The sequence below is a fragment of the Streptomyces sp. DSM 40750 genome, assembly GCF_024612035.1.
In the GTDB taxonomy this organism is placed as follows: Bacteria; Actinomycetota; Actinomycetes; order Streptomycetales; family Streptomycetaceae; genus Streptomyces.
Map to the genome: position 1 here is coordinate 9,732,810 of NZ_CP102513.1, position 20,444 is coordinate 9,753,253.

The window sequence follows — 20,444 nt, forward strand, 5'->3', positions numbered from 1 at the left end:
ACCCGACCGCAGCCCTGATCGACTGCCGGACGGGCGCGACGACCGCAGCGCGTCCCGTGGGAGGCACAAACCCCGGCGGCAAGCGGCTGCTGGATCTCGGTCAGCGGCAATCGGCGCATTCGGAACCCGTCACACACCGCGACCGGGCCCGACCGCGGCGACGCGGCGACCCGTGCTCGCCGACCGGCACCGGTCGCGTCGTCACGGCGTCTCATCCACGGATGCACACGGATGCACACGGATGCACACGGATGCACACGGATGAAAGGCGCCGGGAGCAGGTGGGCCGAGGAGAACACCGTCAGCCCCGGTAGCCCCGCAGCTTCCGGTACAGCGTGGCGCGGGCGATGCCCAGGGACGCCGCCGCGCGGGCCTTGTTGCCTCCGTTGCGGCGGAGGGCCTCCAGGATGGCGGCGCGTTCGGCGTGCTCCATGGGGCTGAGACGTCGGGTCGCGGGCCCCTCGCGAACGGGGTCCGGCAGTTCGGCGCGCCGGACGGGGCCCGACGCACGGCGGTGCTCGGCCAACGCCCGTACGAGGTGCAGGAGTTCGGTGATGTTGCCGGGCCACGGATGCTGTTCCAGGGCGCGCAGGGCGTCCAGTGTCCAGGTGAGCGGGGGCTGCCCCGGTGTCGGCTTCGGCGCCAGAGCCGTCAGCAACTCCCTTATGTCCTCCGGTCGTTCACGCAGCGCGGGAAGGGCGACCGAGCGCGCGGCCAGCGTGTCCAGGAGCCGTTGGAGGCAGGGGCCCGGAGGAGGCCCGGGGGTGTAGGTGACCAGCAGGGGCGCGCCCGGATGGGTTTCGAGGAGCGCGTTGAGCGTCGCGGTGTCGGGCTGCGCGAGGCGTTCGACATGGCGGATGAGAAGCGCGTGACCCTCCGTCAGTACTGCGGTCACGGAGCCCAGTTCGCCCTCGGCCGCGTCGACGACCAGCAGGTCGGCGGCCAGTTCGTGGGCGAGCGCGGACTTCCCGGTGCCGCGTTCGCCGACGAGCAGCAGCGGTTCCGGCGACCGGGCCAACTCCGTCGCGCGGCCGACCGCGTGCCGCCACGGCACCGAACGCCCCGCCAGCGCCACGACACCCCGCCCGACCGGCGCCGCGGTCGCACGCCCCAACGGCTCCAGTACGGCCACCACACCGATGACCGCGCCCCGGTGCGGTACGGGGGAGACGGTCGCGGAACACCTCACACCGTCAGGGAGCCGGACGTGGAAGGAACCCGAGGCCGAGCCTGCTACGGCGATGGCCGCGGACACTGGCTTCGAAGCGGCGCCCGAGGCGCCCTCACCCGCCGGCCGCACCCCACCGTCCGCGTCCCGCAGCAGCGCGACCACGCTCCGCTCCAGCGCCTCCAGACCCTCCGGTGACAACAGCCGCCCCGCGGCCTCGCTCACCAGACGGTTACGGCCGTCGAGGGCGACGACCGCCTGCCCCTGGTCCCGTGCGGCCCGCAGATACGCGTCCAGCAGAACCCGTTCGGCCGCCTGCGTCCGCGCCAGGAGTTCCGCCTCTACGGCGCCGGCCGCGGCCTCGGCGAGCGGGGCCCACGGATGCGGAGCGCACTCGGCGCAGAGCCCGGAGGTGACCGTCACCGTGCCCAGCGCCTGGCCGGTCTCCGGCGCGAGCACGGGGACGCTGACCGCGGACACGTCCTGCCACACATCGAGGAAGTGCTCCGGGCCGTGCACCTCGGCGCGGCGGCGGATGCGCAGCGCGAGGACCGCGCTGTTGTGGCCGACCACCTGCTCGGAGAGGTCCTGGCGACAGGGATCGTCCGACGCGCACCCGGTGGCCCACAGCACCCGCAGCCGTTCGTCGGTGAGCACGAGTGCCGTCTCCCCGGTGCCGACGGCGGGGGCGAGCCGTTCGAGCACCGGCCGGGCCGCGGCCAACAGGTCGGACTCGGCCGGTCGTACGGAATTCCGTGGCGCTTCGGGCGCGAGGGCGTGAACGTCGTGTCGTACGCCGAAGAACCGGGCACGCTTCCAGGCGGCGACGACTTCCTCCGGCACACCGTCCGGGAGTGGGCGCCCCTTGAGGAACAGCTCACGGGCCCTGCGCAGCGACGCCGGGGCAGGGTGGACGGAGAGGTGCTCTGCGGTGGTCACGACACCACTCACCGTACCGGGCGGGGTTGAACGAGCAACGACCACCCCGCTGCCCGGCGGTAGGCCCGATCCCCGTGCGTCTGCTTGAACGGGCGCGGCCCCCGTCTCGTATCCCATGGTGACAAGCCAGCCACACGCACTGTCTCTTTTTGAGACACCCACGCTCCCGCGCCGCCCTCCATGATCTTGAAAGGTCGGTGCTGTTCTCATTCCCTGGAGCGTTTGCCGTGCACATCGTCGAGCCCGATGTCGTGACCGACGTACTGATCGTGGGCAGTGGCCCCGCGGGCGCCTCCGCCGCGCTCGCCCTCAGTACGTACGGCGTCCCGAACATCGTGGTCACCCGCTACGCGAGTCTCGCCGACACGCCCCGGGCGCACATCACCAACCAGCGCACCATGGAGGTCCTGCGGGACCTCGGGGTCGAGGACGAGGTCGTCGCGAAGGCCACGCCGCAGCCGCTGATGGGCAACACGACCTTCTGCACCAGCCTCGCGGGCGAGGAACTGGGCCGGGTCCGTTCCTGGGGCAACGACCCGCTCGTCCAGGCCGCGCACGACCTGGCCAGCCCCACCCGTATGTGCGACATGCCGCAGCACCTCATGGAGCCCGTGCTCATCGACGCGGCCGTCGCCCGCGGCACCAACCTGCGCTTCAGCACGGTCTACAAGTCCTTCGTCCAGGACGACGAGGGCGTCACGGTCACCGTCGAGGACCGGCTGCGCGGCGACGAGTACACCATCCGCGCCAAGTACCTCATCGGCGCCGACGGCGGCCGCTCCCAGGTCGCCGAGGACGCCGGGCTGCCGATGGGCGGCCAGATGGGCGTGGCCGGCAGCATCAACATCGTCTTCGACATGGACCTGACCAAGTACACCGCGCACCGGCCGTCCACCCTCTACTGGGTACTCGCCCCCGGTGCCACCGTCGGCGGCATCGGCGCCGGCCTCGTCCGGTGCGTACGGCCCTGGAACGAGTGGATGATCGTCTGGGGGTACGACGTCACCGCGGGCGCCCCCGACCTGACCACCGAGTACGCGGAGTCGATCGTGCGCAGGCTGGTGGGCGACGACGAGATCCCGGTGACCATCAGGTCGTCCTCGGCCTGGACCGTCAACGAGATGTACGCGGAGACCTACTCGAACGGCCGAGTCTTCTGCGCCGGTGACGCCACGCACCGCCACCCGCCGTCCAACGGCCTCGGTTCCAACACCTCCATCCAGGACGCGTACAACCTGGCCTGGAAGCTCAAGCTCGTCCTCGACGGCACGGCCGCCCCCGAACTGCTGGACACCTACACCGCCGAGCGCGCCCCGATCGGCAAGCAGATCGTCACCCGCGCCAACAAGTCCATCGGCGAGACCGCCCCCGTCTTCGAGGCGCTCGACGGGCTCTCCCCGCAGACCCCCGAGCAGCTGTGGGCCAACATCGCCGCCCGCAAGGACGACACCGAGGCGGCTCAGAAGCAGCGGGCGAAGCTGCGCGAGGCGATCGCGTTCAAGGTGTACGAGTTCAACGCGCACGGCGTCGACCTCAACCAGCGGTACGCCTCGGAAGCCATCGTGCCCGATGGCACCCCGGACCCCGGCTTCGACCGCGACCCCGAGCTGTACCACCAGCCCACCTCCCGCCCCGGCGCCAAGCTCCCGCACGCCTGGATCACCTCCGGCACCCGCACCCTGTCCACCCTCGACACGGTCGGCCAGGGCCGCTTCACCCTGCTCACCGGCATCGGCGGCACCGACTGGACACAGGCCGCCGCGGCCCAGAACCTGGAGATCGCCACCGTCGTCATCGGCCCCGGCCAGGAGTACGAGGACCCGTACGGCGACTGGGCGCGGCTCAGCGAGGTGGCCGACGGGGGAGCCCTGCTCGTACGGCCGGACGGGTACATCGCCTTCCGGCACGCGACGGCGGCCGCGTCCCGGGCGGACGCCGAGCGGTTGCTGACCGAGGCGGTCCGGCGGATCCTCGGGCATGCCTGAAAGGGAACAGCCGCGCGCTCAGCCGTAGCGGAGTCGCGGGAACCGTCGTAGGAGTGGGGCATGACCACCGAATTCACCACCCGGATCACCGAGGCGGTCGTCGACAGCCTCGACGGCACGGCCGACCCGCGGCTGCGCGGGCTGCTCGCCGCCCTCACCCGCCACCTCCACGCCTTCGTCCGGGAGACCGAACCGACGATGGCCGAGTGGGAACGGGCGATCGATTTCCTCACAGCGACCGGACAGACCTGCACGGACACCCGACAGGAGTTCGTCCTCCTGTCGGACGTCCTCGGCGTCTCGATGCTGGTCGAGACGATCAACAGCGACGAGCGCGGAGGCCTGACCGAGTCAACGGTTCTCGGCCCGTTCCACATGACCGAGTCCCCGGTCCGGGAGCTCGGCGCGGACATCGACCTGATGGGCGGCGGCGAGCCGTGCGTGGTCAGCGGGCGCGTGCTCTCGAAGGACGGCACTCCGCAGCCCGGCGCGGTCCTCGACGTCTGGCAGGCGAACGCCGAGGGTTACTACGACGTCCAGCAGCCGGACATCCAGCCGGCCGGCAACGGGCGCGGACTGTTCACGGCGGACGCCGAGGGCCGCTTCTGGTTCCGCACCTGCGTGCCGAGCCCGTACCCCATCCCCACGGACGGCCCCGTCGGGGACCTTCTCCGCGCGACGGCCCGGCACCCCTACCGCCCGGCCCACATCCACTTCATCGCCTCCGCCGAGGGCCACGCGCCGGTCACCACCCACATCTTCGTGGCCGGCAGCGACCACCTCGACTCGGACGCGGTCTTCGCGGTCAAGGAGAGCCTCGTCAAGGACTTCGCCGAGACCGACGACCCGTCCCTGGCAAAGGAGTTCGGCATTCCGAACCCGTTCCGGCATGCCCGCTTCGACCTCGTGCTCAACCCACTCGATCCACCGGATGGGCTCGACGCCGACGGGCCCGGCACACGAGACGCAGTCAACTCGGGGCGGTCGTGATGGAGTTCGTGTACGAGGCCCAGCCCATGCGGGTCGTCATGCGGCCCGGCGCGTCGGTGACCGCGGTGGCGGGTGAGGCCGAACGGCTGGGGCTGCGGCGGCTGTTGGTGGTGTGCGGACCGAGGGGCGGCGAGACCGCCCGGGCGGTCGTGGAGTCGCTCGGTGACGCGTGCGCGGGATTGTTCGCCGAGGCTCGCCAGCATGTGCCGGTGGAGGTCGCGGACCAAGCGGTGCGAGTGGCACGGGCCGCGGGCGCGGACGGATGCGTGGCGGTCGGCGGCGGCTCGGCGATCGGACTGGGCAAGGCGATCGCGCTCCGCACCGAACTGCCCTTGATCGCCGTACCGTCGACGTACTCCGGCTCCGAGATGACCCCGGTCTGGGGCCTGACCGAACACGGCGTCAAGCGCACCGGCCGCGCCCCCTCGGTCCTGCCGCGCAGTGTCGTCTACGACCCCGAACTCACCCTCTCCCTCCCGGCGGGTCTCTCCGTGACCAGCGGCATCAACGCGGTCGCACACGCCGCCGAAGCACTGTACGCGCCGGACGCCTCGCCGCTGGTGTCGCTGATGGCCGAGGAGGGCGCCCGGTCCATGACGGGCGCTCTCCCCGGGGTGGCCGCCGATCCCGAGGACCTTGAGGCGCGCGGTCGTGCCCTCTACGGCGCCTGGCTCTGCGGTGCCGCGCTCGGTGCGACCACCATGGGCCTGCACCACAAGCTGTGCCACGTCCTCGGCGGCACCTTCGGCCTCCCGCACGCCGAGACCCACACGGTCGTCCTGCCGTACGCCCTCGCCTACAACGCGCCCGCCGCCCCCGATGCCCTGACGGCCCTCGGCCGAGCCCTGGCCACCGACGATGCCCCTCACGCCCTGTGGGACCTCTCCGGCCGCCTCGGCGCACCCCGCTCGCTGGCCGAACTGGGCCTCGGCGAAGCCGACTTGGCCGTGGCGGCGGCCGAGGTGACCGGGCAGGCGTACCCCAACCCACGGAACCTCACCACGGCGGACGCCCTGGAGGTCCTGACGGCGGCGTACGAGGGCGACCGGCCCCCGACCTGGTCGTGACCGACCACCACTGGCCGACCACGACCGACCGACCGACCGACAACAACCCACCGACGACAACCCACCGACGACAACCCACCGACGACAACCCACCGACGACAACCCACCGACAACAACCCAGCGACGAGAACTGATCCACGAGAACCGAAAGGTGAACACCATGCCCCTCGGACTGCTCCGGTGGCGACTCAGGAGTGCCACCGGAGGCGGCGCGGGCCCCGCGTTCCCGGTACCGGACGGCGCGGGTGTGGTCATGCGCGAGGTCCTGGACCCCGTGAACGATCCCATGGGCGCGGCCGATGTGACGGTCACGGAACTCGGCAGCCACCGTACGGCGGCACGCGGTACGACCGACCCGTACGGCTTCTTCATGGCTGTCCTGCCGCCGGGCAGCTACAGCCTGTTGATCGTGGCCGAGGGCCTGGAACCGCACCGCGAGACCATCGAGGTCCTGCCCGACGAGGGCCCGTCTCCTGAGCGCGTATGGCTCCGATCGGCGCGACAGCTCCAACTCCCCGTCGCCGGCACCTGGCTCTTCGACCCGCCCCACACCGCGATCCGGTTCATCGCCAAGCATGTCGGCATGGCCCATGTGCACGGCCGCTTCGAACGCTTCGACGGTGGCATACAGATCATGCAGGACGTCTCCCAATCCCGCGTCCATGTGCGGATCGACGCGTCGAGCATCACCACGGGCAACAACACCCGCGACACACACCTGCGTTCCGCCGACTTCCTCGACGTCGGACGCTTCCCGTACATCGACTTCACCAGCACCCGCTTCGCCTACCGCGGCGGCAGCAAGTGGGTGCTCCAGGGCAGCCTCACCATGCACGGCGTCAGCCGCTCGGTGTCCCTGGACACCACCTACCTCGGCACCGTCAACGGCGGCTACGGCGAGGAACTCCGCTGTGCCGCCCTCGCCAAGTCCGAACTCCATCGCGAGGACTACACCCTCAACTGGCGCTCCATGCTCGCCCGCGGTATCGCGGTGGTCGGCCCGACCATCCAGCTGGAGCTGGACGTCCAGGCGATGTACCGGACCCACGACACGCCCACGCCGCCCGAGTAGAGGGCACAGGATCTGCGCGATATCCGCTCACATCGGGGGTGGCCGAATTCCGCTTTCCGGATGAGTACGCCATTCGTTGTCATCCGCAGCCGGAAACCCGGCGGTCATGTACATCAATTCGGCCATGGTGGCAAATAAAGAGGGGGAGAGAGCCTGCAGTTGTCGCTGTGTGCGGGGGCCTGCTGACGCCAAATGTCTTGTGGACGTGCGAAGAGCACTGACAGAGCATGGACAGGGAATGCATCCGGGCGGGGGCGGCTTCTCCGCACCCAGCGGCTCTCAGGGAGGCAGCAAGGCATGGACGCGCCTCAGAACAGCCACGACAGCACACGACTGGTCGACATCTCCCAGGTGACGGCCGGTCTGCTGGAGGCGGTGGCCGGGAGGAACACGGTGTTCGGTCACGCCGTGCGACGCCACCTCGAGGAACGAGACGGCGCGTCGAGGACGACCGACATCGTCTTCGACAGTGCGCTGTGATGACGGCGGAGGCCGGGTCCGGGGGCTTACCCGTAGTCCCCTTCCGGCAGTTCCTGCTGAAAATACACAGTTTATGCAACCTGTCCTGTGACTACTGCTATGTGTACTTCGCCGCCGACCAGAGCTGGCGAAGACGTCCCGGAGTGATGTCCCTCGACACCGTGCGGCAGGCCGTGGACCGGATCGCCGAACACGCGCGTGAGCACCGGCTCCGCACGGTGCGGATCATCCTCCACGGGGGAGAACCTCTGCTTGTCGGCAAGGAGCACCTCGACGAGCTGCTCACCGTCGTCGCCGAACGCCTCGCCCCCGTGGTGGAGGTGCGCTGCTCGATGCAGTCGAACGGCACACTCCTCGACGAGCGGTTCCTGGCGCTGCTGCGCCGCCACCGGGTCGGCGTGGCGGTCAGCCTCGACGGTTCCCCCACGGCGCACGACCGCCACCGCCGGTTCGCGAACGGCCGCCCCAGCCACGCGCGTGTCGCGGCGGCGCTGCGCCTGCTGAACAGTCCCCGGCACAGAGAACTGTTCAGAGGGCTGCTGTGCACCCTGGACCTGGCCAACGACCCTGTCGAAACCTACGAGGCACTGCTGGACTTCGACGCGCCCCGCATCGACTTCCTGCTGCCGCACGGCACCTGGGGGCATCCACCACCCGGTCTCGAACACCGCCGGGTTCCCCCGGCGCGCCCCCCGCTCGTCGTGCCGCCGGACGAGCCGACTCCGTACGCCCAGTGGCTCGTCACGGCGTTCGACCGCTGGTTCGACGCGCCGCGCAAGGAGACCGGGGTCCGGATGTTCGAGGAGGTCGTGTCCGGAGTGCTCGGCGGCGCCGTGAACTCCGAGGCGCTGGGGCTCGCGCCGGTGGACCTCGTGGTCGTCGAGACCGACGGGGCCATGGAGTACTCCGACTCCCTGAAGGTCGTCGCGGAGGGAGCCCCCGAGACCGGTCTCGACATCTTCCGGCACTCCTTCTCCGACGCGCTGGCGACGGAGACGGTACGCGGCAGACAGGCCGGACTGCCCGGCCTCGGCCCCGTCTGCCGCGACTGCGCGCTGGCCCCGGTCTGCGGCGGCGGCCTCTACGCACACCGTCACCACCCCGCCACCGGATTCGCGACCCCGTCGATCTACTGCTTCGACCTCGCCGCCTTCATCACCCACGTCCGTCACCGTGTCCACCTCGAGTTGGCACACCTCACGGAAACCCCGTCGGAACCCGGGCCGGAACGCCCGTCTGCTCCCCCCTGAGCCGGAGCGCGACTCAGGGCGCACGGACAACGGCCGTGCGGCATTCCGCGAACAAGCACTCACGGAAGGGGAGTTGGACGCGTAGATCGGGGGAAGCATGGATTCGGGCCCTGCCGAAAAGGGGCCCCGTCCGGCCGGACAGGGGTATCGTTCTCTGTCTCGGCACGACTCAACCAAGGCTATGGCGAGGGGTACCGGTTGGGGGGTGAGGAGGTGTGGGAGGCGACCGAACCGCGTGCACTTCCGCCGGTGTCGGCCACCTTCCGAGGCGCGAGAAACCATCCACCCCACGACAGGAACCCCGCGAACGCGGCACGTCGGGGGCTCCTTGGAACCGTATTTCTTCCTGAGCTATGCGCGCAGGCGCGGACCCCGGGTCCTCGTCAAGCGGTTTTACGACGACCTGTGCGCGGAATTGCGCCAAGAGATCCGGCGATTACACAAGGGCAAAGAGGTGCCCTTCGGCCGTCCATTCCTCGACGTACAGTCGATACAAGTGGGACAGGACTGGAACGCGGCCCTCTGCGACGCCCTTGCCCACTGCCGCACCATGCTCGCCCTGTACACCCCCGATTACTTCAGAAGCGACTTCTGCGGTCGAGAGTGGAAGGCGTTCGAGGACCGGCAGCGCAGCCACAGAGAAGTGACGGGAGTGGACGCGAAGGCGCTCATCCCCGTTCTGTGGGAGCCGGTGCAGAACATTCCGTCGGGCGCGGCCCATATCCAGTACGACAACTTCGATTTCGGCGAGAACTACGCCCGATGGGGCCTGCGCCGCATCCTGGTCGCCGACCCGGGCGGCGAGGAGTACCGCCGCATCGTGAACCTCATCGCGCATCAGATCCTCGTCGCCGCCGAGCACTTCCGCATACTGCCCGCCAACGGCCTGGACCTCACCGGGCGGGAAGCCGCCGGCCCCTTCCCGTCCGCCGCGGAACGTGCGGAGCCGGGCAGCCACGCTCTGCTGCTCGTCGCCGCCCGGACCTCGGCGAACGCCCACAGGGCGTCGCCGGATCCGGGGTGCCACGGGGACAGCCCGACCGACTGGAACCCCTACCACACCGAATGTCCGGAACCTCTGGCCAGGAGAGCGAGCCTGCTCCTGGAGGAGCGTGGTTTCACAGTACGGGCGGAGATCGTCTCGGACGTCCTGGGCGCCACCCTGGACGAGGCTCGGGGGCAGGGGCAGGTCGCGGTCCTCCTGGTGGAGGCGGCCGCCGCCGCGGACGAGCCGTTCGGCAGAGCCCTCCGCGCCTACGACCGGAGCAATCATCCGGGCAGCGCGGCCATAGTTCCGTGCGATCCGGAAGAGGCGGGTGACGGAGCACGGAGCAAGGCCTACTGGGAGGCGGTCCGGGGCGCCCTGCCGCTCAACTGGGCGAAAGGAGCCGGGGATCCCCTGCCCTTACTGCAGTCGGGTATCGGTTCTGATCAGTTCGACGGGGCACTGCACGCGGTTGTCGCGAAGGCGCAGAACCAACTCGTCTCCTTCCTCGAGACCCTCAAGCTCAACTCCCTGGAGATGTCCCGGATCACCTCCACCTCGCTTCCCGTCCTGAGTACCGTGGCCGCCCCGCGCAGCCGTACCGGGCTCGCGCCACCGATCGCCGCCCGCCGCGCCTCCTCCCACCTGATGCCCTATGAGAAGGAGCAGGAAGATGACCCATGACGACCGCGGCCGCGGCACCATCATCACTTTCTACTCCTTCAAGGGCGGCACGGGGCGCACCATGGCGCTGGTCAACACCGCCTGGATCCTCGCGAGCAACGGTCTGCGCGTTCTCGTCGTGGACTGGGACCTCGAAGCCCCCGGTCTGCACACCTATCTCCAGCCCCTGCTGGCCGACCCCGAACTCACCGAGAGCGCCGGCGTCATAGAGATGGTCAGTGACTTCGCCCGGCACTCGGTGGCACCACGGGTCGGCTCCGGCGTGGACGGCGGCGGAACGGCCGGGCCACCCCGGCCGAACGGGGCCGGTCTGCCCGAGGAGCCCGACCCCCGGGAGCGCGCCCGCGTCGACCGGTACGCCGTCGGCACGGAACTACGCCTGCCACCGGGCGGAAAACTGGACCTGCTGCCGGCCGGCGTACAGGACCCCGATACCTACGCGGTCACCGTCAGCACCTTCGACTGGGGCACGTTCTACCGCATGGGCGGCGCCGACTTCCTCACCGCGCTGCGCGACGACATGGCCGCACGCTACGACTACGTACTGATCGACAGCCGGACCGGCCTCAGCGACACCGCGAGCATCTGCACCGTCGTCATGCCGGACATCGTCGTGGACTGCTTCACCCTCAGCCGACAGGGCGTCAACGGCGCCGCGCACGTCGCGCGCTCGATCCGCCGTATCTCCCACACCCAGCGCGACATCCGTATCGTCCCCGTCCCCATGCGCGTCGAGGACGCCGGCCGCGACCGCCTGGAGGCAGGCCGCTTCCAGGCGCGCAGCCTCTTCGCCCCCTTCCTGGACTGGGTGCCGCCCGAGGAGCAGGACCAGTACTGGAGCAGCGTCGAGATCCCGTACAAGCCGAGCTACGCGTACGAGGAGATACCGGCGACGGTCGGGGAGCGCCGACAGGACGGCACCCTGCTCGCCGCGTTCGAACGCCTGACCGCCCGGCTCACCGACAACCGGGTGACCCGGTTGGGCGACATGGACGAGTCGTACCGCCGGACGCTGCGCGCGGAGTACGAGCGGACCTCCCCGATCATGCGCAAGGACTTCTACGTCAGTTACGCCGTGCCCGACCGGCTGTGGGCGGACTGGGCCGTCACCGTGCTGCGGGCGGCCGGCTACGAGGCGACGCTCGCCCCGATCGAGACGGACGACCTCACGGCCGCCCCGGTGACACCCACCTGGCTGGAGCGCACCCTCGCGGGTGAAGGGCGCATGGTGGTGCTGCTCTCCCCGCAGTACACCGCCCTGCCGCAGGCGCGGGAGATATGGCAGCAGACCCGCCGCCGGGACCCGTCCGGCCAGATCGGCATGGTCGTTCCCCTGCGCGTCGACGACTCCCCGCCCCCACCGGAGTTCGCACCCCACTTGGCGGTAAGCCTCACCGGTGTCTCCGCGGAGGAGGCGGTGGCGCGCCTGCTGACCGCCGCGGACCGAGGCGGCTCGGTGGACCCGGGGTCCCGCCCGGCCACCGTCGGCCTGGCCGCCGCCGCCCGGCTCCCGGGGACCCCGCCGCAGGTCATCGGCGGACGCCCGCAGCGCAACGTCGCCTTCACGGGCCGCCGGGCACTCATCGAACGACTTCGCGACAGTCTGCTCGCCGGCACCACCGCGGTCCTGCCCCAGGCGCTGTTCGGGCTCGGTGGTGTGGGGAAGACGCAGATCGCACTCGAGTACGGCTACCGCTTCGAGTCGGACTACGACCTGATCTGGTGGATCAAGGCTGCGGATCGAACGCAGATCCGACAGGACCTGAGCGCGCTGGCCGGGCACCTCGGAGTGCCCGTCGGCGGCAAGGATCTGACGGCCGTATGCGACGAGGTTCTGGACAAGCTACGGCGCGGCACGCCCCACTCCCGCTGGCTCCTCGTGTACGACAATGCCGAGAAACCAGCCGACCTGGACGGTCTGGTGCCGGTCAGCGGGCCCGGTCACCACATCCTCATCACCTCTCGGGACCCGTCCTGGGCCGAACGTGCCGCACGCATCGAGGTGGACCTGTTCACCCGTGAGGAGAGTGTCGCGTTGCTGCGCCGTTACAACGAGGGCCTGGAGTCCGCGGAGGCGGCGCGCGTGGCCGAGGAACTCGGTGACTTCCCACTGGCTGTGAGCCTTGCCGCCGCCTCCCTGCAGGAGTCGGCCATGCCCGTGGACGCCTATGTGGAGATGCTCCGAACCAAGATGACCGACATTCTGGGCAGCCAGTCTGCCCCCGACTACCCGACGTCGGCAGCGGCCAGCTGGTCACTCGAACGGCTGAAAACGCGCACGCCTGCCGCGGCCGCACTGCTCGAACTATGCGCGTTCTTCGGGCCGGACCCGATTCCGCGGGACCTTTTCAGCAGTCGGCCCGCCCTCGAAATGCTCGAACGCCATGACCCGAGCCTCTCCGACCCGCTGCTGATGAGCAGGCTCTACGGCCAGACCGTGCGCAGCGGACTCGCACAGGCCGACCAGCGGACCGACACTCTGACCATGCATCGCCTGATCCAACACGTACTCCGGGACCAGCTCAGCACGGAGAAGCAGGCCGCCATGAGGGAGCGAGCCCATGCCGTACTGGGCCAGGCCAATCCGAAGGACCCCGACGAGTCCGACAACTGGAATCGCTACGCCATGCTGCTGCCGCACCTGTGGCCCACCATGGCCGAGGAGAGCGACAACCTCGAGGTTCGGCAATGGATCTGTGACACCGTGCGCTACCTGTGGCGCAGTGGGGACTCCGACACCGCCGACCGGACGGCCAAGAGGGTGCTCGACAGCTGGCTGCCCCGCTTCGGCGAGGACGACTCGCTCGTGCTCCGCCTGCGCACGGAACTCGGCAACGCGCTGCGCGACCAAGGCCGCCTGCAGGAGGCGTACGACGTGACCCTCGACGTGTACGAGCGGGCCAGCCAGATCCTGGGCGAGGACCACCCCTACACCCTGGGCGCTGCCATGAGCCTCGGCTCCGACCTGCGCAGTGTCGGCCGGTACGCCGACGCCATGAAGAGCGACCGGGAAACCCTGCGGCGCACTCGGCGGATCTTCGGTGACAGCCACCAGCGCACCCTTCAGGCGGCCAACAACCTCGCCGTGTCCGAGTTCCTCTCCGGCAACCGGCAGGCCGCCCGCGACACCAACCGGGAGATTCTCCAACAGCGCCGGGAGATCTTCGGACCCGACCAGCGTTCCACCCTCAACTCCGCCACCAACTACGCCCGTGACCTACGTGCCGCCGGGAGGTTCCGGGAGGCGCTGAAGCTCATCGAGGAAACGCTGAAGCGCAGTCGGCGTGCGCTCGGACCCGACCACCTGATCACCTTCCGCGCCTCCCTCGGCGCCGCGATCCTGTACCGGAGGCAGGGCGAGTACGAGCAGGCGTACACCCTGACGAACGACACCTACGAACTGGCCCTCAAGCAGCTGGGCCCCGAGCACCCCGACACCCTGGCCATCGCGACGAACCTGTGCGCGGATCTCTACGACCGGGGCGAGTCCGCCCGGGGCCGCGAGCTCGCCAGGGAGACCCTGGACCGCTACGAGCACCGGTTCGGTTCGGACCATGTCTTCACCCTCGCCAGCTGCTCCAACCTGGCCGTACTGCTCCGGCTGACCGGCGAACCGGAGGCCGCGCTGGAACTGTCGACCCACACCGTCGACCGTTTCCGACGACTCCTCGGGCCACGCCACCCCTACACCCTCACGTGCATGCTGAATCACGCCACGGACCTGTCCGAGAACGGCGACCACGCACGGGCCGTCGCGGTGGGCCGCGAGGCGTACGAGGGGCTCACCGAGGTGCTGGGAACCGACCACTACCTGGCCATCGCCGCTGCCTCGAACCTCGCGGCCGAACTGCGCCGCGACGATTCGGACGAGGCGGAGCGGCTGCACGAGGAAGCGGGCCGACTCCACGACGAGGCGGAGCGGCGCGCCCGCGAGAGCAGGGAACTCGGGGGCGACCACCCCATGACCCGGGCGGTCACCCGCTGGCAGCCCATCGACGCGGACATCGAGCCGCCGGTCACCTGACGGCCGCCCGGGGGCTACGGGTCACGGCCACGGCGACGAGGCCCTGCGGGCGACCTGCCGGCGGGGCCTCGAGGCCGCTGATCTCGCCGGGGTGGGCCGGGCGTCGGGGGAGGGGTGCGTAGGGTAGGGTTTACCTGCGCGTTCACATAGATCACAGCATCGCGGGACGCGCACCGGGACGTGGCGCAGCTTGGTAGCGCACTTGACTGGGGGTCAAGGGGTCGCAGGTTCAAATCCTGTCGTCCCGACTTGAAAGAGTCGCAGATCAGGGCCGTTTCAGAGAGATCTGAAGCGGCCCATTGATCATTTCTGGGATCAGTGGGGGAGCAACCCAGGTCATCCCTGGCTGACGTTCGCCGTGAGCAGCCGGAGCAACTGCTTGGTCAGGGTGTGCTGTTCGGGGGTCAGTCCCATCGCTTCGCCGATGTCCGTGGGGACGGTCCGGGCCCGCTCCTTGAGCTGGGCCCCGGACTCGGTGAGGCGGATGGCGACGGAGCGCTCGTCGTCCGTACGGCGCTCACGGCGGAGCAGGCCGCCGGCTTCCAGGCGCTTCAGGAGTGGGGAGAGGGTGCTGGACTCGAGCTGGAGCGCGGAGCCCAGGTCGCGTACGGAGATCGAGTCCTGTTCCCAGAGCGCGAGCATGACCAGGTACTGGGGATAGGTCAGCCCCAGTGCGTCGAGCAGCGGCCGGTAGCGGGCCGTGACCGCGCGGGAGGCGGCGTACAGGGCGAAGCAGAGCTGGTCGTCCAGGAGCAGGCTGTGCCCCTGTTCCGGCGCCGCTCCGGCCGTGCTCGCGATGTCGCCGGCTGTGCTCACGGTGTCGCTCCTCGGTCCCGTGGTCCGCATGATGATCTCCCACCCTAACCTTTAAGTCTCCTCGATTGTATCTAGTACTAAATAATCGTGCGGTAGATAGTAGGACGATATTTAGTTGTGCACGACTTAGTTGGGCGCTATTGTTGTGCTGTGCCGCCGACCACGGCGAACGAGGCCGACCGAGCCTGCCCAGCGGCACCCGGATCCGAGGAGATCGTCATGTCCGAGACCACCGGCATCACTGGCACCACCGGCACCCGTCCCGTCCTGGAGCCGGCCGCCGCGGCCTTCGCGGAGGCCACCGCGAACCCGCCGTACCTGTTCGACCTGGGTCCGGTCGAGGGCCGCAAGACCGTCGACGAGGTGCAGTCGGGCGACATCGACATGCCGGCCGTGGACGAGGAGTGGGTGACCGTGCCGGGCGGGCCCACCGGCGAGGTCAAGGCGCGTGTCGTCCGCCCGGTGGGAGCCAAGGGTGTGCTTCCGGTGATCCTCTACATCCACGGCGCCGGCTGGGTCTTCGGCAACGCCCACACCCACGACCGGCTGGTGCGCGAGCTGGCCGTGGGCGCACGGGCCGCGGTCGTCTTCCCCGAGTACGACCTCTCGCCCGAGGCCCGCTACCCGGTCGCCATCGAGCAGAACTACGCGGTGGCCCGCTGGATCGTCACCGAGGGCGCCGGCCACTACCTGGACGCCACGCGTATCGCCGTGGCCGGTGACTCCGTCGGCGGCAACATGAGCGCCGCGCTGACCCTGATGGCCAAGGAGCGGGGCGATGTGCCCCTGGTCCAGCAGGTGCTCTTCTACCCGGTCACCGACGCCGCCTTCGACACCGGCTCCTACGACCGGTTCGCCGAGGGCTACTTCCTGCGGCGGGACGCCATGCGCTGGTTCTGGGACCAGTACACGACCAGCGACAAGGAACGCGCCGAGATCACCGCCTCACCGCTGCGCGCCACCCCTCAGCAGCTCAAGGGGCTGCCCCCGGCCCTCGTCATCACCGCCGAGGCCGACGTCCTGCGCGACGAGGGCGAGGCGTACGCCAACAAGCTCCGCGCTGCCGGCGTACCGGTGACCGCCGTGCGCTACCAGGGCATCATCCACGACTTCGTCATGCTCAACGCCCTGCGCGAGACGCACGCCGCCGAGGCCGCGATCGGCCAGGCGATCACTACCCTGCGCTCGGCGTTCGGCACCGACTGACGGCCGGCACGACGCTGCCGAGCCCCGGAGCCAGGGGTGCCGGGCCCCGGGCTCTCCGTCGCGAGGGCGTGCGCCGGGCGGCCGCCACGGGCGGACCAGCGGAGCCGGCGCACGGAAGCCGCCGGAAGACACACCGCCCCGGCCGGGATTGATCCCGGCCGGGGCGGTGCTGTACGGACCGCAGGTCCGCGCACGGTGTGTGTGAGGGTCAGGCGAAGTTCGCCAGCGCCTCGTTCCACGTGGCCGACGGGCGCATGACCGCGGTGGCCTTGGCGGGGTCGGGCTGGTAGTAGCCACCGATGTCGGCCGGCTTGCCCTGGACGGCGATCAGCTCGTCGACGATCTTCTGCTCGTTCGCGGTGAGCGTCTCGGCGAGCGGAGCGAAGGCCTTGGCCAGATCGGCGTCGTCGGTCTGGGCGGCCAGCTCCTGGGCCCAGTACAGGGACAGGTAGAAGTGGCTGCCGCGGTTGTCGATGCCGCCGACGCGACGCGACGGGGACTTGTCCTCGTTGAGGAAGGTCGCCGTGGCGCGGTCGAGGGTGTCGGCGAGGACCTTGGCGCGGGTGTTGCCGGTGACCGTCGCGTACTGCTCCAGGGACGGGACCAGGGCGAAGAACTCACCCAGGGAGTCCCAGCGCAGGTAGTTCTCCTTGACCAGCTGCTGGACGTGCTTCGGGGCGGAGCCGCCGGCGCCCGTCTCGAAGAGGCCGCCGCCCGCCATCAGCGGGACGACCGACAGCATCTTGGCGCTGGTGCCCAGCTCCAGGATCGGGAACAGGTCGGTGAGGTAGTCACGCAGCACGTTGCCGGTCACCGAGATGGTGTCCTCGCCGCGGCGGATGCGCTCCACCGACAGCTTGGTGGCCTCGACCGGGGCGAGGACGCGGATGTCCAGGCCCTCGGTGTCGTGCTCCGGCAGATACGCGTTGACCTTGGCGATCAGGTTGGCGTCGTGCGCGCGGGTCTCGTCCAGCCAGAACACCGCCGGGTTCCCGGTGGCGCGGGCGCGGGTGACGGCCAGCTTCACCCAGTCGCGGATGGGCGCGTCCTTGGTCTGGCAGGCGCGGAAGATGTCACCCGCGGAGACCGTCTGCTCCAGCACCACGTCGCCGGCCTGGTCGACGAGGCGGACCGTGCCGGTCGTCGGGATCTCGAAGGTCTTGTCGTGGCTGCCGTACTCCTCGGCCTTCTGCGCCATGAGTCCGACGTTCGGGACCGAGCCCATCGTCGACGGGTCGTAGGCGCCGTTGGCGCGGCAGTCGTCGACGACGACCTGGTAGACACCGGAGTACGAGGAGTCCGGGAGCACCGCGAGGGTGTCGGCCTCCTGCCCGTCCGGGCCCCACATGTGGCCGGAGGTGCGGATCATGGCCGGCATCGAGGCGTCGACGATGACGTCGGACGGCACGTGCAGGTTGGTGATGCCCTTGTCGGAGTCGACCATCGCCAGCTCCGGGCCCTCGGCGAGCTCGGCGTCGAAGGAGGCCTTGATCTCGGCGCCCTCCGGCAGGGCCTCCAGGCCCTTGTGGATGCCGCCCAGACCGTCGTTCGGGGACAGACCGGCCGCGGCCAGCGTCTCGCCGTACTTCGCGAACGTCTTCGGGAAGAAGGCGCGCAGCACGTGACCGAAGACGATCGGGTCGGAGACCTTCATCATCGTGGCCTTGAGGTGCACCGAGAAGAGCACGCCCTCGGCCTTGGCGCGGGCGACCTGCGCGGTCAGGAACTCGCGCAGTGCGGCGACGCGCATCACGGAGGCGTCGACGACCTCGCCCTCCAGGACGGGTACGGACTCGCGGAGCACGGTGGTGGAGCCGTCGTCGCCGACCAGCTCGATCTTCAGCGAGCCGGCCTCGGAGATCACCGCGGACTTCTCGGTGGAACGGAAGTCGTTCTCGCCCATGGTCGCGACGTTCGTCTTCGAGTCGGCGGACCAGGCACCCATGCGGTGCGGGTGGGTCTTGGCGTAGTTCTTCACCGAGGCGGGGGCGCGGCGGTCGGAGTTGCCCTCACGCAGGACCGGGTTCACGGCGGAACCCTTGATCTTGTCGTAGCGGGCGCGGATCTCGCGCTCCTCGTCCGTCTTCGGGTCGTCCGGGTAGTCCGGCAGCGCGTAGCCCTGGCTCTGCAGCTCGACGACGGCGGCCTTGAGCTGGGGGATCGACGCCGAGACGTTCGGCAGCTTGATGATGTTCGCCGCGGGCGTCTTGGCCAGCTCGCCCAGCTCGGAGAGGGCGTCCGGGATGCGCTGGCCCTCCTCCAGGTACTCCGGGAAGACGGCGATGATGCGCCCGGCCAGCGAGATGTCACGGGTCTCGACGGAGACACCGGCCTGCGAGGCGTACGCCTTGATCACGGGCAGGAACGAGTGGGTCGCCAGGGCGGGCGCCTCGTCAGTGTGCGTGTAGATGATGGTCGAGTCAGTCACCGGGTGCTCCGCTCCACGTCTGCAACATTGCTCGACATCAAGATATCTCGTGATCGGGCCGGACTCGACAGGGGTCCGCCGCTCGCTCCGAGAACCGTGCGGCGGCCGACCCCCGAGCCTGTCGCTCTACGGCGCGACCTCGACCGACGCTTCCCGCTGATGCGGGATCTCCACGCTGCCCCCGCCGGTCTGGAGCGTGATCGCCCGCCGGGGCACCGGGACGCTGATGCCCTCGGCCCGGTACCGCTTGTGCAGCCGCTTGATGAACTCGTGCTTGATCCGGTACTGGTCGCTGAACTCGCCGACCCCGAGGATCACGGTCATCCCGATGCGCGAGTCGCCGAAGGTGTGGAACCGCACGGCGGGCTCGTGGTCGGGGACCGCGCCCTCGACCTCCTTCATGGTCTCGGCGATCACCTCGTTGGTGACCCGCTCGACGTGCTCCAGGTCGCTGTCGTAGCCGACACCCACCTGCACGAGCAGGGTCATGTCCTGCTCGGGCTGGTTGAAGTTGGTCATGTTGGTGCCGGCCAGCTGACCGTTCGGGATGATCACCAGGTTGTTGGAGAGCGACTTGATCGTCGTCTGGCGCCAGTTGATGTCGACGACATAGCCCTCCTCGCCGCTGCTCAGCTTGATGTAGTCGCCCGGCTGGACCGTCTTCGAGGCGAGGATGTGGATGCCCGCGAAGAGGTTCGCGAGGGTGTCCTGGAGGGCCAGGGCCACCGCGAGACCGCCGACGCCCAGTGCGGTGACCAGCGGGGCGATCGGGATGCCCAGCGTCTGGAGGATCACCAGACAGCCGATCGCGAGGACCGCGACCCGGGTGATGTTCACGAAGATCGTGACCGACCCGGCGACCCCGGCCCGGGACTGGGTCACCGTACGCACCAGCCCGGCGATCACTCTGGCCGCCGTGATCGTGGCGACGAGGATGAACAGCACCGTCAGCGACTGGTTCACGGTGTGCTGCACGGTCCTCGTCAGCGGCAGCACCGCCGCCGCGGCCGCCGCGCCGCCGACGAACGCGCTCCAGGGCACCAGGGAGCGCAGCGTGTCGACGATGAAGTCGTCACCGCCCCACCGCGTCTTCGTCGCGTGGCCGCCGAGCCAGCGCAGCAGCAGCCGCAGCAGGAACGCGGCCAACAGGCCCGCGATCAGAGTGATTCCGGCCACGAGGTAGTCGTCGAGGGTGAGGGCCCGGGTCATCGGTCACCTCCTGAGGGACGCGGGGAGCGGCCGACGGGCCGTATGTCAGTTGCCACGGGCCGTATGTGATGTGTCGTCACTTGCCACCTGCTCGAATCCGGAATGCACGATCACGCTTGCCCGGACGTGTGTACGACGTCG

At 69.9% G+C, this 20,444-nt stretch carries 13 protein-coding genes and 1 tRNA gene; 10 read left to right on the plus strand and 4 right to left on the minus strand.

Annotated elements, in window-relative coordinates; translation table 11 throughout:
* Nucleotides 1-301 precede the first annotated feature (301 nt).
* Nucleotides 302-2,107, minus strand: coding sequence for a sigma-54-dependent Fis family transcriptional regulator (locus JIX55_RS42640; RefSeq protein WP_257568558.1), 1,806 nt, complete (start codon nt 2,105-2,107; stop codon nt 302-304).
* A gap of 227 nt (nt 2,108-2,334) precedes the next feature.
* On the opposite strand from JIX55_RS42640, the gene JIX55_RS42645 reads away from it, so the two are divergent.
* From JIX55_RS42645 to JIX55_RS42685, 9 genes are all read left to right on the plus strand, one after another.
* Complete coding sequence (locus tag JIX55_RS42645; RefSeq protein WP_257568559.1) at nt 2,335-4,092, plus strand: FAD-dependent oxidoreductase; 1,758 nt, start codon at nt 2,335-2,337, stop codon at nt 4,090-4,092.
* A 60-nt stretch (nt 4,093-4,152) separates the two neighbouring features.
* Nucleotides 4,153-5,082 (plus strand): intradiol ring-cleavage dioxygenase, encoded by a 930-nt coding sequence (locus JIX55_RS42650; protein ID WP_257568560.1) that lies wholly within the window; start codon nt 4,153-4,155, stop codon nt 5,080-5,082.
* A complete protein-coding gene (locus JIX55_RS42655; protein WP_257569678.1) occupies nt 5,082-6,149 on the plus strand; it encodes a maleylacetate reductase in 1,068 nt (355 codons plus the stop codon). Before JIX55_RS42650 ends, JIX55_RS42655 begins: the two co-directional genes overlap by 1 nt.
* Before the next feature lie 160 nt (nt 6,150-6,309).
* The gene (locus tag JIX55_RS42660) at nt 6,310-7,221 is read left to right on the plus strand and encodes a YceI family protein (RefSeq protein ID WP_257568561.1); all 912 of its coding nucleotides are present in this window, start codon (nt 6,310-6,312) and stop codon (nt 7,219-7,221) included.
* Between the two features lie 297 nt (nt 7,222-7,518).
* Entirely contained in the window at nt 7,519-7,701 is a 183-nt protein-coding gene (locus tag JIX55_RS42665; protein ID WP_257568562.1) for an FXSXX-COOH protein, read from the plus strand.
* Nucleotides 7,701-8,951: an FxsB family cyclophane-forming radical SAM/SPASM peptide maturase gene (locus JIX55_RS42670; protein WP_257568563.1), complete on the plus strand. Its 1,251-nt coding sequence runs from the start codon at nt 7,701-7,703 to the stop codon at nt 8,949-8,951. The genes JIX55_RS42665 and JIX55_RS42670 overlap by 1 nt, the downstream gene beginning before the upstream one ends.
* A gap of 328 nt (nt 8,952-9,279) precedes the next feature.
* On the plus strand, nt 9,280-10,620 hold the full coding sequence (locus JIX55_RS42675) for a TIR-like protein FxsC (protein WP_257568564.1): 1,341 nt from the start codon (nt 9,280-9,282) through the stop codon (nt 10,618-10,620).
* A complete protein-coding gene (fxsT, locus tag JIX55_RS42680; RefSeq protein WP_257568565.1) occupies nt 10,610-14,644 on the plus strand; it encodes an FxSxx-COOH system tetratricopeptide repeat protein in 4,035 nt (1,344 codons plus the stop codon). The genes JIX55_RS42675 and fxsT overlap by 11 nt, the downstream gene beginning before the upstream one ends.
* A 174-nt stretch (nt 14,645-14,818) precedes the next feature.
* A tRNA-Pro gene (locus tag JIX55_RS42685) sits at nt 14,819-14,892 on the plus strand.
* An 88-nt stretch (nt 14,893-14,980) separates the two neighbouring features.
* On the opposite strand, the gene JIX55_RS42690 is transcribed toward JIX55_RS42685, so the two are convergent.
* Entirely contained in the window at nt 14,981-15,400 is a 420-nt protein-coding gene (locus JIX55_RS42690; protein ID WP_257569679.1) for a MarR family winged helix-turn-helix transcriptional regulator, read from the minus strand.
* A gap of 279 nt (nt 15,401-15,679) precedes the next feature.
* Here JIX55_RS42690 and JIX55_RS42695 point away from each other — a divergent pair, with 279 nt between their 5' ends.
* Nucleotides 15,680-16,666, plus strand: coding sequence for an alpha/beta hydrolase (locus JIX55_RS42695; RefSeq protein WP_257568566.1), 987 nt, complete (start codon nt 15,680-15,682; stop codon nt 16,664-16,666).
* 208 nt (nt 16,667-16,874) lie between these two features.
* Here the strand turns inward: JIX55_RS42695 and JIX55_RS42700 are convergent, their stop codons facing one another.
* Both JIX55_RS42700 and JIX55_RS42705 read right to left on the minus strand, forming a co-directional pair.
* Entirely contained in the window at nt 16,875-19,094 is a 2,220-nt protein-coding gene (locus JIX55_RS42700) for an NADP-dependent isocitrate dehydrogenase (protein WP_257568567.1), read from the minus strand.
* A 126-nt stretch (nt 19,095-19,220) separates the two neighbouring features.
* Nucleotides 19,221-20,303, minus strand: coding sequence for a mechanosensitive ion channel family protein (locus JIX55_RS42705; RefSeq protein WP_257568568.1), 1,083 nt, complete (start codon nt 20,301-20,303; stop codon nt 19,221-19,223).
* Nucleotides 20,304-20,444 lie beyond the last annotated feature (141 nt).

Bases quoted from the DNA above. Each gene is read 5' to 3' on its own strand.
- JIX55_RS42695 (WP_257568566.1), top strand. From the start codon at position 15,680: ATGTCCGAGACCACCGGCATCACTGGCACCACCGGCACCCGTCCCGTC.
- JIX55_RS42670 (WP_257568563.1), top strand. From the start codon at position 7,701: ATGACGGCGGAGGCCGGGTCCGGGGGCTTACCCGTAGTCCCCTTCCGG.
- JIX55_RS42650 (WP_257568560.1), top strand. From the start codon at position 4,153: ATGACCACCGAATTCACCACCCGGATCACCGAGGCGGTCGTCGACAGC.
- JIX55_RS42705 (WP_257568568.1), bottom strand. From the start codon at position 20,303: ATGACCCGGGCCCTCACCCTCGACGACTACCTCGTGGCCGGAATCACT.
- JIX55_RS42655 (WP_257569678.1), top strand. From the start codon at position 5,082: ATGGAGTTCGTGTACGAGGCCCAGCCCATGCGGGTCGTCATGCGGCCC.
- JIX55_RS42660 (WP_257568561.1), top strand. From the start codon at position 6,310: ATGCCCCTCGGACTGCTCCGGTGGCGACTCAGGAGTGCCACCGGAGGC.
- fxsT (WP_257568565.1), top strand. From the start codon at position 10,610: ATGACCCATGACGACCGCGGCCGCGGCACCATCATCACTTTCTACTCC.
- JIX55_RS42665 (WP_257568562.1), top strand. From the start codon at position 7,519: ATGGACGCGCCTCAGAACAGCCACGACAGCACACGACTGGTCGACATC.